Consider the following 13074-nt stretch of genomic DNA (forward strand, 5'->3'; position numbering starts at 1 on the left):
GCGCCAAATCCAAGAAACTCGCCCCGCACGAATATCAGGGCGGCTCGTCCTCGGTTTCCAATCTGGGCATGTTCGGCATCCGCGAATTCGCCGCCGTCATCAACCCGCCGCATGGCACCATATTGGCGGTGGGGGCGGGCGAGGAGCGCGTCTATGCCGACAAGGGCGAAATCAAAATCGGCCAGTTCATGACCGTGACGCTTTCCTGCGATCACCGCGCAGTCGATGGCGCGCTGGGCGCCGAACTGCTCGGCGTTTTCAAGGGGCTGATCGAAAACCCGGTGATGATGCTGGCGTAAGGGGCAGGGGCATGAAAACCATCCTGGCGTTTGGCGATAGCCTCACCTATGGGGCCAATCCGCAAACCGGCGGCCCCCGCCATGCCTTTGAGGATCGCTGGCCCATTGCGCTCGAAAAGGCGCTGGCGGGCGATGCGCGCGTCGTCGCCGAAGGGCTGGGAGGCCGCACCACCGTCTATGACGATCCCACCGCTGCGGCGGACCGCAATGGCGGCCGTATCCTGCCCACGCTGCTGGCCAGCCATGCACCGCTCGACCTGGTCGTCATCATGTTGGGCACCAACGATCTCAAGCCGAGCATTTGCGGCACCGCGCTGTGGGCGTCCTATGGCATGCGCCGGCTGACCCAGATCGTGCGCGGCCATTTCGGCGGGCTGGGGGAGGCCATTCCCCAGGTGCTGCTCGTCGCGCCGCCCCATGCCTGCGACAGCGACAACGCCGACATGATGGCGCATTTCGGCGGGGTGGCCCATGTGGTGGGCCAATCGCAGCTCTTCGCCCAACATTACCGTCGGCAGGCCAGCGACTGGTCCACCGGCTTCTTTGACGCGGCCAGCGTCGCCCGGGCCAGTTCGCTAGACGGTATCCACCTGGATGCTGCCAATACGCGCGCCATAGGCGAGGGTATCGCGCCGACCGTCAAATCCATGCTGGGTCTTTGACCCGATATTTTCCGGAGGCCCTCATGGCTGACCAATACGATCTTCTCGTCATCGGCGCCGGTCCCGGCGGCTATGTGGCGGCCATTCGCGGCGCACAGCTGGGCATGAAAGTGGCCATCATCGAGCGCGAGCACATGGCCGGCATCTGCTCGAACTGGGGGTGCATCCCCACCAAGGCGCTGCTGCGTTCGGCCGAAATCTACGGCCATATGAGCCACGCCAAGGATTATGGCCTCTCGGCGGACAAATTCGGCTTCGACATGGACGGCATCGTCAAGCGCTCGCGCGCCATCGCGGCGCAGATGAACAATGGCGTGCAGTTCCTGATGAAGAAGAACAAGGTCGACATCATCTGGGGCGAGGCCACGATCACCAAGCCGGGCGAGGTCAAGGTTTCGCCGACCAAGAAGAAGATCGTCGAGCCGCAGGGGCCGGTGCCCAAGACTGCGCTGGGCGAGGGCACCTATAGGGCAAAAAACATCATCGTCGCCACCGGCGCGCGCCCGCGCGTGCTGCCCGGCATCGAGCCGGACGGCGACAAGATCTGGACCTATTTCGAGGCGCTGAAGCCCGCCGAAATGCCCAAATCGCTGGTGGTGATGGGCTCGGGGGCGATCGGGATCGAATTCGCCTCCTTCTACCGCTCGCTGGGCGCGGAGGTGACGGTGATCGAGCTGTTGCCGCAGATCATGCCGGTGGAAGACGCCGAGATCGCCGGGTTGGCGCGCAAGCGTTTCGAAAAGCGCGGCATCAAGATCATCACCGACGCCAAGGTGGCCAAGGTCGAAAAGACCAAGACCGGCATTATCGCCCATGTCGAGACCAAGGACGGCAAGACCCAGCAAATCGCCGGCGACAAGCTGATTTCCGCCGTGGGCGTGCAGTGCAATATCGAGGGGCTGGGGCTGGAGACTGTCGGGGTCAAGACCGAGCGCGGCGCCATTGTCATCGACGCCTATGGCAAGACCAATGTGGATGGCATCTGGGCCATCGGCGACGTTGCTGGCCCGCCCATGCTGGCGCACAAGGCCGAGCATGAGGCCGTCGTCACCGTGGAAAAGATCGCCGGGCTCAAGGTGCACGGGCTGGATAAGCTCAAGGTGCCGGGCTGCACCTATTGCGAGCCGCAGGTGGCCAGCGTCGGCCTCACCGAAGCCAAGGCCAAGGAAGCGGGCCGCGAAATCAAGGTTGGGCGCTTCCCCTTTGTGGGCAATGGCAAGGCCATTGCGCTGGGCGAGCCGGACGGGCTGGTGAAAACCATTTTCGACGCCAAGACCGGGGAGCTTTTGGGCGCGCATATGGTGGGCGCGGAAGTAACCGAGCTGATCCAGGGGTTCGTGGTGGCGATGAATCTGGAAACCACCGAGGAAGAGCTGATCCACACCATCTTCCCGCACCCCACGCTGAGCGAGACCATGAAGGAAAGCGTGCTCGACGCTTACGGAAGGGCGATCAATATCTGATGCAGGCGCTGTCGCCCCGGCCTTGAGCCGGGATGACACCGGGGACGGGACGAGCAGTCGATATAGCGGGTGCAAGCCCAGTCAGGACCGAAATTGGTTACGCTCATCGATAATTCCGCGGCCCAGCCGCGCCATCCCGAAAAGGTCAACCGGCCCGAAAGCCCGGTGCTGCGCAAGCCGGACTGGATCCGCGTGCGCGCGCCCGGCTCGCCGGTCTACAAGGAAACCCAGCAGATCGTGCGCGAGAACAATCTCGTCACCGTCTGCGAGGAGGCGGGCTGCCCCAATATCGGGGAGTGCTGGAGCAAGAAGCACGCCACCATGATGATCATGGGCGAGATCTGCACCCGCGCCTGCGCCTTCTGCAACGTGCGCACCGGCCTGCCGGGGCCGCTCGACCCGCAGGAACCCGAAAACGTTGCCCGGGCAGTGGAAAAGCTGGGGCTGCAACATGTGGTCATCACCTCGGTGGACCGGGACGATCTCGCCGATGGCGGGGCGCAGCATTTCGCCGACGTCATCCTGGCCATCCGCGCCCGCAATCCGCAGACGACCATCGAAATCCTGACGCCGGACTTTCTGCGCAAGGAGGGGGCGCTCGAAATCGTGGTGGCGGCCAGGCCGGACGTGTTCAACCACAATCTGGAAACCGTGCCCTCGAAATATCTCAAGGTGCGGCCGGGCGCGCGCTATTTCCACTCCATCCGCCTGTTGCAGCGGGTGAAGGAACTCGATCCGGCCATGTTCACCAAATCGGGTATCATGGTGGGGCTGGGCGAGGAGCGCAATGAAGTGCTCCAGCTGATGGACGATCTGCGCTCGGCCGATGTGGATTTCCTCACCATCGGGCAATATCTCCAGCCCACGCGCAAGCATTATCCCTTGCAGCGGTTCGTCACGCCCGAGGAGTTCAAATCCTATGCGGTGGTGGCGCAGGCCAAGGGCTTCTCGCTGGTCTCGTCCAGCCCGCTGACGCGCTCGTCGCACCATGCCGGGGAGGATTTCGCCCGGCTCAAGGCGGCCAGGCTGGCAAAGCTGGGCTACTGATGAAGCGCTATTTCGAGCAGCACGTCCCGCATCTGCCACAACGCATGTTCGACATCGTTGCCGATCTGACCGACTATCCGCGCTTCATTCCCAATTGCAAGGCGATGGAGGTGCGGCCCGACGCGGCCAATGGCGGCGGGCAGGTGCGGCTGGCGCGGATGACGCTTTATTTCGGCCCGGTGACGCAGGCCTATACCAGTCGGGTGACGCTGGACCGCGAGGCCCTGACCATTCGCGCCAAGGCGGTGGACGGCCCCTTCGCCTATCTCGACAGCGTCTGGAGTTTTGAAGCCGAGGGGGAGGGCACGCGGGTGCGCTTCGAGATCGACTTCAAGATTTCCAACCCCTTCATCGCCGCCGTGGCCGAACCGGCTTTTGCCGCCAAGCAGGATGAAATCATCCGCGCCTTCGCCGAGGAAGCCGACCGGCGCTACGGGCTCTGAGCCGGCCGCGCATAGCGGGGCGGCAACGCGCCGCTGCGAACGAAAAGGGGAGGCTGAGCCTCCCCTCATCAGAACGGGATGTCGTCGTCCATGCCGCCGGATTCGAAGGCGGGAGCGGTCGCGGCCGGGCGGCGGCCGCCGCCACCACCGGCGTCACGTACGCCGCGGAAGCTGCCTTCGCCGCCATAATTGCCACCGGCGCCGGCGCCTTCGCCGTCACCCCGGCCATCGAGCAGGGTCAGGTTGGAGTTGAAACCCTGGAGCACCACCTCGGTGGAATATTTGTCCTGTCCCGACTGGTCCTGCCATTTGCGGGTCTGCAACTGGCCCTCGATATAGACCTTGGAGCCCTTGCGCAGATAGCTTTCGGCCACGCGCGCCAGCCCTTCGGAGAAGATCACCACACGGTGCCACTCGGTCTTTTCGCGGCGCTCGCCGGTATTCTTGTCGCGCCAGTTCTCCGAGGTGGCGACCGACAGATTGACAACCTTGCCGCCGCTGGGCAGGGTCCGCACATCGGGATCGGCCCCCAGATTTCCCACCAGGATGACCTTGTTCACGCTGCCTGCCATGGCGCACTTCCTTCCAGTTCAGCCCCGCACAATTGTGTGGTGGGGCGCTTCATCTCATCGGGCCATCATAGCGGCTTTGGCCGCCGCAACTCCGTCAAAATGGACGTTTTAAACAGACAATGCCCGATCCGGGTTCCGCCGAAATCACGCATGTTCTATATATGTTCCGGTCAAATGCCTGTCAATGCGATGCGGTTTGACCGCGATCAAGGACGATGCCGGCGGGGCCTGATGGGAAAAGGCGCAGTTTCAATCCCATAGGCGCTTCATGCTTGCTTCCGATCTTTCCGACCGTATCCGCCTTCCCGCCCTGCTGGAGCGGATCGCCACGCCGCAGCAGGCGGCGGCGCTCATCCAGGATGGCATGACGGTGGGTATGAGCGGCTTCACCAAGGCGGGCGACGCCAAGGCGGTGCCGGTGGCCATGGCCGAGCGCGCCAGGACCGATCCGTTCCGCATCACCCTCATCACCGGGGCGTCGCTGGGCCACGATATCGACCGCATGCTGACCGAGGCGCATGTGCTGGCGCGGCGCCTGCCGTTCCAGGCCGACCCGACCCTGCGCAAGGCGATCAATCGCGGGGAGGTGATGTATATCGACCAGCATCTGAGCGAGACGGTGGAGCATCTGCGCTCCAACCAGCTCGGGCCGATCGACTATGCCATCGTCGAGGCGGCGGCGATCACCGAGGATGGCGGGCTGGTGCCCACGACCTCGATCGGCAATTCGGCCAGCCTGGCCATCCTTGCCCGGAAGGTGATCGTGGAAATCAACCTCTCGGCGCCGCTGGGGCTCGATGGGCTGCACGATATCTACATCCCGACGAAACGGCCCATGCGCGAGCCCATTCCGATCATGGCCTGCGACAGCCGGGTGGGGACGCCCCATGTACCCATTCCGCCCGAAAAGATCGCCGCCATCGTCATTACCCGCGAGAACGACAGCGCCGCCAGCGTGGCGCCGGCCGACGTGGAAACCAGCGCCATCGCCGGTCACCTCATCGCGCTGCTCGAAGCCGAGGTGGCGGCGGGGCGGCTGGACCTGACCCTGCAACCCTTGCAGGCGGGCATCGGCTCCATCGCCAATTCGGTGCTGCGGGGGCTGGCCGAGGGGCCGTTCCATCATTTGCGGCTCTATAGCGAAGTGCTCCAGGATTCGACCTTCGATCTGTTCGATGCCGGCAAGCTCAGCTTCGCCTCGGCCTCATCGATCACGCTGAGCGCGCCTTATGCGGAGCGGGTATTCGGCAATTTCGCCGCCTACAAGGACCGGCTGGTGCTGCGCCCGCAGGAGATCTCCAACCACCCCGAGGTCATCCGCAGGCTGGGCGTCATCGGCATCAATACGGCGCTGGAGCTGGATATTTACGGCAACGTCAATTCCACCCATGTCGATGGCACCATGATGATGAACGGCATTGGCGGCTCGGGCGATTTCGCGCGCAATGCCTATCTGTCCATCTTCGTCACCAAATCGGTGGCCAAGGACGGGGCAATCTCGTCCATCGTGCCCATGGTCAGCCATGTGGATCATACCGAGCATGACGTCGACATCATCGTCACCGAGCAGGGGCTGGCCGATCTGCGCGAACTGGCGCCGCGTGAGCGCGCCCGGCGCATCATCGACAATTGCGTGCATCCCGATTACCGCGCGGCGCTGGACGACTATTTCACCCGCGCCTGCGCCCGGGGCGGGCATACCCCGCATCTGCTCGAAGAGGCCTTCGCCTGGCATCTGCGCCGGCAGCGGACGGGGAGCATGCAGGGGTAGGAGTTGAAAGTCTCCTTCCCACCGGAAGGACATGGTGGATAGGGTCGGCGCCGCTTGACGCATCGCGGCGTAGCGGCCAAGGATGGCGTCCGTTTTTCCGCCAGCATGGGCGCTGACACGATGACCACAGCCCAGACCGATTGGTTCGATGCTCCGGCTCCTCCGGCGGAGGAGGACGTGCTGCATGTCGATGTCGGCGGCTATGAGGGCCCGCTCGACCTGTTGCTGGACCTGGCGCGGCGGCAGAAGGTGGATTTGGCGGCTATTTCGGTGCTGGCGCTGGCCGAGCAATATCTGGCCTTCATCGAAAAGGTGCGCCTGATGCGCATCGAGATCGCCGCCGACTATCTGGTGATGGCGGCGTGGCTGGCCTATCTCAAGAGCCGGCTGATGGTGCCGCAGGCGCCCAGCGATGACGAGCCCTCGGGCGAGATGCTGGCGGCGCTGCTGCAATTCCGCCTCAAGCGGCTCGAAGCCATGCGCAGCGTGGCCAGCCAGTTGATGAGCCGTCCGCGCCTGGGTTCCCAGGTGCATGCGCGCGGCATGCCCGAGCCGCTGCATGTGGAGCGCAAGAGCCTCTGGGAAGCCAGCCTCTACGAACTTCTCAAGGCCTATGCCGGCCAGCGCGAGCGCAATGTGGTGGTGGACTACACGCCCCTGCAGCGCACAGTCTGGTCGTTGCAGGAGGCGCGCGACATTCTGCAACGCCTTATCGGGGACAGTTTCGATTGGGTGCCGATGGATGCCTATCTGGCCGATTACCTGGCCGAGCCGGCGGAACGCGCCACCATCCGCGCCTCCAGTTTCGCATCGAGCCTGGAACTGGTGCGGCTGGGCGAGATCGACCTGCGGCAGGGCGAAGTCTTCGGGCCGCTCTATATGCGCCGGCGCCGGGCGCAGACACCATGAGCGGGCCGGAGGATCATCAGGTGGTCGAGCGGCATCTGCGCGTGCTCGAGGCATTGCTGTTCGCCGCCAGCGAGCCGCTCGATGCCCGCAGCATGCTGGTCTATCTGGGGGAAGACGCCGATATCGCGGACCTGCTCGAACGCCTGCGCCAGCGCTATGCGGGCAGGGGGGTGAACCTGGTGCGCCGGGGCGAGCGCTGGGCCTTCCGCACCGCCGAGGATCTGGGGCTGCTGCTGCGCCGCGAGGAGCAGGAGACGCGGCCGCTGTCGCGCGCCGCACTGGAGACGCTCTCCATCATCGCCTATCACCAGCCGGCCACGCGTGCCGAAATCGAGGAGGTGCGCGGGGTCGCCACCGGCAAGGGCACGCTGGACCTGCTGATGGAGGCGGGCTGGGTGCGCATGCGCGGCCGCCGGCGCACGCCGGGCCGGCCCGTGACCTATGGCACCACCGATGCCTTTCTTGATCATTTCGGGCTGGAAAGCCTTTCCGACCTGCCGGGACTGGACGAATTGAAGGGCTCGGGGCTGCTCTCGGGCCGCCTGCCGCCCAATTTGCAAATCCCCCTGCCGTTCGACGGCGCGCTGCGCGAGGACGAGGACCCGCTTGACCCCGACGATGCCGGGGACGAAGCCTGATTGTCCGCTGACAAAGACAGCCACGGCGCCAATGCCGATATTGTGCGGGGACAAGCTGTTCTCCGGCTGTCAAACCGGGAACACGTTCTTGTGTTTGCACGCGATTGAACCTATTTCTGACCTATCTTTCGCGTGTAACGCGTTCTGAAACTAGGAGACCAAAATGCACGCGCCAGGAATTTGGGGCATTCTCGTCGTCGCCGTCGTCGTGATCCTGCTGTTCGGTCGCGGCAAGATCTCGGGCATGATGGGGGAAGTGGCCCAGGGCATCAAAGCCTTCCAGAAGGGCATGAAGGACGACGACAAGCCAGTCGAACGCGTCACCACCACGGCTGAAGTCGCTTCCGAGCCGGAAAAGAAAGACGTCTGAGGACGCTTCTTTCGGCCGCGCTGCTGTGAGGGAATAGGATCATGCTCGGCTTGGGCTGGACAGAAATGCTGGTGATCGGCGTGGTCGCGCTGATTTTCATCGGTCCGAAGGACCTGCCGGTGGTCATGAACAAGATCGGCAAGCTGGCCGGGCAGATCCGGCGCATGGGCAATGAGTTCCAGCGCGAGATCAACCGGACCACCGGGCTGGACGAGGTGCGCAATCTGCGCAATTCCATCACCGAGCCGCTGCGCAAGACCAGTGAGGAAATCCGCAAGGAATTCAACACCATGACGGCCACGGGCCCCAAGCCCAGCGGCCTCATCAAGCCCAGCGACCCCAAGGTGGAAAGCGTGGTCGACGAGATCAAGGCCAAGGCCGGCATGACGCCGGCCCAGCCCGCCGCCAAGACCGCCGACGAAAAAGCCGCCGAATACGGGTTCAAGTCCAGCGAGGCCGACAAGCCGGTCAAGGCCGCCGTGGCCAAAAAGCCCGCCGCGCGCAAGGCGCCCGCCAAGGCCAAGCCCGCGCCTACCGCGCCGGTGACCTCCGCCGACCTGCCGCCCGCCGCCGCCCAAGCGCCGGTCAAGGCGGCCAGGGCCCCGGCAAAGCCGAAGGCGGCGCCCAAGCCGAAAGCATCCGCCAAGCCGGACGCGGCTGCCGCTCCGGCGCCCGCCGCGCGCAAGCCAAGGGCAAGGAAAGCCGCAGCCAAGCCTGAAGCCGGCACGGCCGGAAAGCAGTAGACATGGCCGACCCCAAGCAAATCGAAGACAAGACCGCCGAAACCGAAGACGAGCTGGCGGGCAGCGAAGCGCCGCTGCTCGAGCATCTCATCGAATTGCGCAAGCGCCTCATCAACTCGGCCATCGCCGTGGTGGGGCTGATGATGGTCTGCTTCGTCTTTGCCGGGCAGATCTTCAATATTCTGCTGGTGCCTTATCGGCGGGTGTTCGCCAATCCGGGCGATCTGGAGCTGATCTATACAGCGCCGCAGGAATTTTTCTTTACCCAGCTCAACCTGGCGTTTTTCGGCGCCATCTTCCTGGGCTTTCCCTTCGTGGCGCTGCAAATCTATCGCTTCGTCGCGCCGGGCCTCTACAAGCACGAGCGCAAGGCCTTCGTGCCGTATCTGATCGCCACGCCGATCTTCTTCCTGCTCGGCGCGCTGATGGTCTATTTCATCATCCTGCCCATGGCGCTGAGCTTTTTCGCCGGCATGCAGACCGACGAAATCAAGATGCTGACCAAGGTGTCGGAATATCTGGGGCTGGCGATGACGCTGATCCTGGCGTTCGGGGTCAGCTTCCAGTTGCCGGTAATCCTGACGCTTCTGGCGCAGATCGACCTCATTCACGTCGATGCGCTGAAAAAGGGCCGCCGCTACGCCATTGTCGGCATTTTGATCTTTGCCGCCTTCATCACCCCGCCCGATCCGATTTCGCAGATCGGCCTTGCCGTGCCCATCTACCTGCTCTACGAACTCGCCATCTGGTCGGTGACGTTGATCGAAAGGCGGCGCGCCAAGGCGCTGGCCGAGCAGGGGCTGGATGTGTCCGGCTCCAGCTCCGACTAGGTTTCTTCCTTCGTCGGAAGGAGCAGAGGCGCGCGGCCCGGCCGCCGCTCCTGGTCGGGCAGGCTGACCGCGAGCGTATCGACACAGCCTGCGGCACCAGCAGAGAGGCGGGCCTGCGGCCCGGACAGCGATGTTCGATATCAAGTGGATCAGAGCCAACGCCGAAGCGTTCGACGCTGCCGTTCAGCGGCGCAAGGGTGTCTCGGTGCGGTCCTCCGATCTGCTGGCCATCGATGACCGCCGCCGCGAGATCATCGTGCGTCTCAACGAGGCGCAGGAAAAGCGCAATGCGCTGTCCAAGCAGATCGGCCAGGCCAAGGCGCAGAAGGACGAGGCCCGCGCCGCTGCGCTGATGGCGGAAGTGAGCGAGCTCAAGACTTTCATCCCGCAGGGGGAAGCCGACGAGCGCGCCATCGAGGCCGAATTGCGCGATGCGCTCGCCGCCATTCCCAATCTGGTGTTCGACGACGTGCCCGATGGCAGTGACGAGAGCGGGAATGTCGAATATTTCGGCGCCAATGGCACGGCGGAAACCGCCGCCAGGGTCCGCGCGCCCAGGCCCGCCTTTGGCTTTGCCCCCAAGGAGCATTATGAGCTCGGCGAGGCCATGGGCCTGATGGATTTCGAAACGGCCGCCAAGCTCTCGGGCAGCCGCTTCGTGGTGCTCAAGGGGCAGGTGGCGCGGCTGGAGAGGGCTATCGGGCAGTTCATGCTCGACCTGCACACCACCGAGCATGGCTATACCGAAGTGCAGCCGCCGCTGCTGGTGCGTGACGATGCGCTGTTCGGCACCAACCAATTGCCCAAATTCGAGGAAGATCTGTTCTTCACCCCGCATGGGGAAAGCCGGCTGGCGCTGATTCCCACCGCCGAGGTGCCACTGACCAATTTCGTGCGCGAATCCATTCTGGCCGAGGAGGAGCTGCCGCTGCGCCTCACCGCGCTGACGCCCTGTTTCCGTTCGGAAGCCGGTTCGGCCGGGCGCGATACGCGCGGCATGCTGCGCCAGCATCAGTTCAACAAGGTCGAGCTGGTGTCGATCACCACCCCCGAAACCTCGGTGGACGAGCATGAGCGCATGCTGGGCTGCGCCGAGGCCGTGTTGCAGAAGCTGGGTCTGCATTATCGGGTGATGAATCTGTGCACCGGCGATATCGGCTTTGGCGCCAAGAAGACCTACGATCTGGAGGTCTGGCTGCCGGGGCAGGACACCTATCGTGAAATCTCCTCGGTTTCGGTGTGCGGGGACTTCCAGGCCCGGCGCATGGAGGCGCGCTATCGCCCCGCCGGCGAAAAACAGGCGCCGCGCTATGTGCATACCCTCAACGGCTCGGGCACGGCGGTGGGCCGCTGCCTCATCGCCGTAATGGAAAACTACCAGCAGGAAGACGGCTCCATCGCCGTGCCGGAAGCGCTCCAGCCCTATATGGGCGGGCTCAAGGCGATCGGCGGGACGGCATGAGCCTGCGCATCCTCATCACCAACGACGATGGCGTGGACGCCCCCGGCATCGCCATCATGGCCGATATCGCCCATGCGCTGAGCGACGATGTGTGGATCGTGGCGCCCGATGGCAATCAGTCCGGGGCCGGGCACCGCTTCACCCTCGGGCGGGAAATGCAGTTCGACCGCCTCTCCGAACGCACCTTCTCGGTGATCGGCGGCTCGCCGGCCGACTGCGTTGTCGTGGGCATGACCCACATATTGGGCGACCGCCCGGCCGATGTGGTGCTCTCCGGCGTCAATGCCGGGCAGAATCTGGGCGACATCATCAATTGCTCGGGCACGGCGGCGGGTGCGCGCGAGGGCGCCTTGCAGGGCGCCATCGGCATCGCCATGAGCCAGGGCATCAATTACGAGCATGGCCGGGACGTGGACTGGGCCAATGCGGTGCGCCATGGCGTCGCTACGGCGCGCAGCATCATCGCCGTGGCCGAGGGCAGGGACCATTACTACAACGTCAATTTCCCCTTCTGCCCGCCCGACGACACCGCCGGCATCGCCGTGGTGCCGCATCAGCGCTTCTCGCGCTCGCCCTTCCGCTACTATCCCAGCGACAATGAGGGCAAGTTCTTCGTTGCTATTCCCGAAACGCCTATGCCGCTCGATCCGGCAGCCGATTTCGAGGTGATGCGCCAGAAGAGCTATGTCACCGTGACGCCGATGCGGCTGCAACAGACCGACACGGGACTGGTGGAGCGGTTGCAGGGAAGGCTGAGCCTTTAAACGAACACAGGACCCATCATGGCTGACCAGATCAGGATCGCCATCGCCGGCCACGGCAATCTCGGACGCGGCGTGGAAACCGCCATTCCCAAAAATCCGGACATGAAGCTGGTGGGCATCTATACCCGCCGCGCGCCCGAGATGGTGACGCCGAGCCTGGCGGGGACGCCGGTATTTTCCATGGCCGACCTGCCCGACCATGCCGACCGGATCGACGTGCTGATCCTGTGCGGGGGTTCCAAGGAAGACCTGCCCGAGCAGGGGCCGCGCCTGGCGGCGCTGTTCAACACCGTGGACAGTTTCGACACCCATGCCCGCATTCCCGAATATTTCGCCGCCGTCGACGCGGCCGCGCAGGCTAACGGCCGGACGGCGCTGATCTCGGTGGGGTGGGACCCGGGCATGTTCTCGATCAATCGCGTGATCGGGGAGGCGCTGCTGCCCGATGGGGCGACCTATACCTTCTGGGGCGACGGGCTGAGCCAGGGGCATTCGGACGCGGTGCGCCGCGTGCCCGGCGTGACCGATGCCGTGCAATATACCCGCCCGATTCCCGAGGCGGTCGATCTGGTGCGCAGCGCCGCGCGGCCGGTGCTGACGACGCGCGAGAAGCACCGCCGCGAATGCTTCGTGGTGCTCATGGACGGAGCCGATGCCGAAGCCGTGCGCCAGGCCATCGTCACCATGCCGCATTATTTCGACGAATACGACACAGAGGTCCATTTCATCTCGGCCGAGGAGATGGATGAGAACCATCGCGCCATGCCGCATGGCGGCTTCGTCATCCGCAGCGGCAATACCTCATCGGCCAATGCCCAGGTGATCGAATACAGCCTCAAGCTGGACAGCAATCCCGAATTCACCTCGGCGGTGCTGGTGGCCTATGCGCGCGCGACCCATCGCCTGGCCCGGATGGGCCAGCATGGCGCCAAGACGGTGTTCGACGTGGCGCCGGGCCTGCTCTCGCCCAAGAGCGCGGCGCAATTGCGGGCCGAGCAGCTTTAGGCGGCTGGCCTTTCGGCACCACCGGGGCAGGGGCCGTGCCTTAACCTTACCCAATTCAGAATCCGGCCGATGCGGGTTTGCTCAAATCGCATCGGC

15 protein-coding genes are annotated in these 13074 nt (G+C 64.5%); 14 read left to right on the forward strand and 1 reads right to left on the reverse strand.

Going from position 1 to position 13074, the window contains the following annotated elements; translation table 11 throughout:
* From VDP82_RS06315 to VDP82_RS06335, 5 genes are all read left to right on the forward strand, one after another.
* Nucleotides 1-299 (forward strand): 2-oxo acid dehydrogenase subunit E2 (locus VDP82_RS06315; protein ID WP_323014002.1); only part of this gene is annotated, 299 nt, incomplete at its 5' end.
* An 11-nt stretch (nucleotides 300-310) separates the two neighbouring features.
* Nucleotides 311-961 carry an SGNH/GDSL hydrolase family protein gene (locus tag VDP82_RS06320; protein ID WP_323014003.1) on the forward strand — a complete coding sequence of 217 codons (651 nt, stop codon included), beginning with the start codon at nucleotides 311-313 and terminating at the stop codon, nucleotides 959-961.
* A gap of 23 nt (nucleotides 962-984) precedes the next feature.
* Nucleotides 985-2424 (forward strand): dihydrolipoyl dehydrogenase, encoded by a 1440-nt coding sequence (gene lpdA / locus VDP82_RS06325; protein WP_323014004.1) that lies wholly within the window; start codon nucleotides 985-987, stop codon nucleotides 2422-2424.
* Nucleotides 2425-2493: 69 nt separating this feature from the next.
* Entirely contained in the window at nucleotides 2494-3471 is a 978-nt protein-coding gene (gene lipA / locus VDP82_RS06330; protein WP_323014005.1) for a lipoyl synthase, read from the forward strand.
* The gene (locus tag VDP82_RS06335; protein ID WP_323014006.1) at nucleotides 3471-3914 is read left to right on the forward strand and encodes a type II toxin-antitoxin system RatA family toxin; all 444 of its coding nucleotides are present in this window, start codon (nucleotides 3471-3473) and stop codon (nucleotides 3912-3914) included. The genes lipA and VDP82_RS06335 overlap by 1 nt, the downstream gene beginning before the upstream one ends.
* Before the next feature lie 68 nt (nucleotides 3915-3982).
* Here VDP82_RS06335 and ssb read toward each other — a convergent pair whose 3' ends face one another.
* Nucleotides 3983-4486 carry a single-stranded DNA-binding protein gene (ssb, locus tag VDP82_RS06340; protein ID WP_323014007.1) on the reverse strand — a complete coding sequence of 168 codons (504 nt, stop codon included), beginning with the start codon at nucleotides 4484-4486 and terminating at the stop codon, nucleotides 3983-3985.
* 268 nt (nucleotides 4487-4754) lie between these two features.
* Between ssb and VDP82_RS06345 the strand changes: the two genes are divergently transcribed.
* From VDP82_RS06345 to VDP82_RS06385, 9 genes are all read left to right on the forward strand, one after another.
* Complete coding sequence (locus VDP82_RS06345; RefSeq protein WP_323014008.1) at nucleotides 4755-6257, forward strand: acetyl-CoA hydrolase/transferase family protein; 1503 nt, start codon at nucleotides 4755-4757, stop codon at nucleotides 6255-6257.
* A gap of 120 nt (nucleotides 6258-6377) precedes the next feature.
* Nucleotides 6378-7166, forward strand: a complete 789-nt coding sequence (locus VDP82_RS06350; RefSeq protein WP_323014009.1) for a ScpA family protein — start codon at nucleotides 6378-6380, stop codon at nucleotides 7164-7166.
* Nucleotides 7163-7804 carry an SMC-Scp complex subunit ScpB gene (gene scpB, locus VDP82_RS06355; protein ID WP_323014010.1) on the forward strand — a complete coding sequence of 214 codons (642 nt, stop codon included), beginning with the start codon at nucleotides 7163-7165 and terminating at the stop codon, nucleotides 7802-7804. Before VDP82_RS06350 ends, scpB begins: the two co-directional genes overlap by 4 nt.
* Nucleotides 7805-7967: 163 nt before the next feature.
* Complete coding sequence (gene tatA, locus VDP82_RS06360; RefSeq protein WP_323014011.1) at nucleotides 7968-8174, forward strand: twin-arginine translocase TatA/TatE family subunit; 207 nt, start codon at nucleotides 7968-7970, stop codon at nucleotides 8172-8174.
* Nucleotides 8175-8215: 41 nt separating this feature from the next.
* Nucleotides 8216-8917: a Sec-independent protein translocase protein TatB gene (gene tatB / locus VDP82_RS06365; RefSeq protein ID WP_323014012.1), complete on the forward strand. Its 702-nt coding sequence runs from the start codon at nucleotides 8216-8218 to the stop codon at nucleotides 8915-8917.
* 2 nt (nucleotides 8918-8919) lie between these two features.
* A complete protein-coding gene (tatC, locus tag VDP82_RS06370; RefSeq protein ID WP_323014013.1) occupies nucleotides 8920-9747 on the forward strand; it encodes a twin-arginine translocase subunit TatC in 828 nt (275 codons plus the stop codon).
* A gap of 130 nt (nucleotides 9748-9877) precedes the next feature.
* Nucleotides 9878-11209 carry a serine--tRNA ligase gene (gene serS / locus VDP82_RS06375; protein ID WP_323014014.1) on the forward strand — a complete coding sequence of 444 codons (1332 nt, stop codon included), beginning with the start codon at nucleotides 9878-9880 and terminating at the stop codon, nucleotides 11207-11209.
* The gene (surE, locus tag VDP82_RS06380) at nucleotides 11206-11973 is read left to right on the forward strand and encodes a 5'/3'-nucleotidase SurE (RefSeq protein ID WP_323014015.1); all 768 of its coding nucleotides are present in this window, start codon (nucleotides 11206-11208) and stop codon (nucleotides 11971-11973) included. The genes serS and surE overlap by 4 nt, the downstream gene beginning before the upstream one ends.
* Before the next feature lie 18 nt (nucleotides 11974-11991).
* On the forward strand, nucleotides 11992-12978 hold the full coding sequence (locus VDP82_RS06385; RefSeq protein WP_323014016.1) for a diaminopimelate dehydrogenase: 987 nt from the start codon (nucleotides 11992-11994) through the stop codon (nucleotides 12976-12978).
* Nucleotides 12979-13074 lie beyond the last annotated feature (96 nt).

Origin of the sequence: Devosia sp., from assembly GCF_034675085.1 — a bacterium.
In the GTDB taxonomy this organism is placed as follows: Bacteria; Pseudomonadota; Alphaproteobacteria; order Rhizobiales; family Devosiaceae; genus Devosia.

Excerpts from the sequence above, each read along its gene's own strand:
- surE (WP_323014015.1), top strand. The coding sequence starts at position 11,206 with ATGAGCCTGCGCATCCTCATCACCAACGACGATGGCGTGGACGCCCCC.
- VDP82_RS06320 (WP_323014003.1), top strand. The coding sequence starts at position 311 with ATGAAAACCATCCTGGCGTTTGGCGATAGCCTCACCTATGGGGCCAAT.
- ssb (WP_323014007.1), bottom strand. The coding sequence starts at position 4,486 with ATGGCAGGCAGCGTGAACAAGGTCATCCTGGTGGGAAATCTGGGGGCC.
- tatB (WP_323014012.1), top strand. The coding sequence starts at position 8,216 with ATGCTCGGCTTGGGCTGGACAGAAATGCTGGTGATCGGCGTGGTCGCG.
- VDP82_RS06345 (WP_323014008.1), top strand. The coding sequence starts at position 4,755 with ATGCTTGCTTCCGATCTTTCCGACCGTATCCGCCTTCCCGCCCTGCTG.
- serS (WP_323014014.1), top strand. The coding sequence starts at position 9,878 with ATGTTCGATATCAAGTGGATCAGAGCCAACGCCGAAGCGTTCGACGCT.
- tatC (WP_323014013.1), top strand. The coding sequence starts at position 8,920 with ATGGCCGACCCCAAGCAAATCGAAGACAAGACCGCCGAAACCGAAGAC.
- VDP82_RS06335 (WP_323014006.1), top strand. The coding sequence starts at position 3,471 with ATGAAGCGCTATTTCGAGCAGCACGTCCCGCATCTGCCACAACGCATG.
- VDP82_RS06385 (WP_323014016.1), top strand. The coding sequence starts at position 11,992 with ATGGCTGACCAGATCAGGATCGCCATCGCCGGCCACGGCAATCTCGGA.
- VDP82_RS06350 (WP_323014009.1), top strand. The coding sequence starts at position 6,378 with ATGACCACAGCCCAGACCGATTGGTTCGATGCTCCGGCTCCTCCGGCG.
- lpdA (WP_323014004.1), top strand. The coding sequence starts at position 985 with ATGGCTGACCAATACGATCTTCTCGTCATCGGCGCCGGTCCCGGCGGC.
- tatA (WP_323014011.1), top strand. The coding sequence starts at position 7,968 with ATGCACGCGCCAGGAATTTGGGGCATTCTCGTCGTCGCCGTCGTCGTG.
- scpB (WP_323014010.1), top strand. The coding sequence starts at position 7,163 with ATGAGCGGGCCGGAGGATCATCAGGTGGTCGAGCGGCATCTGCGCGTG.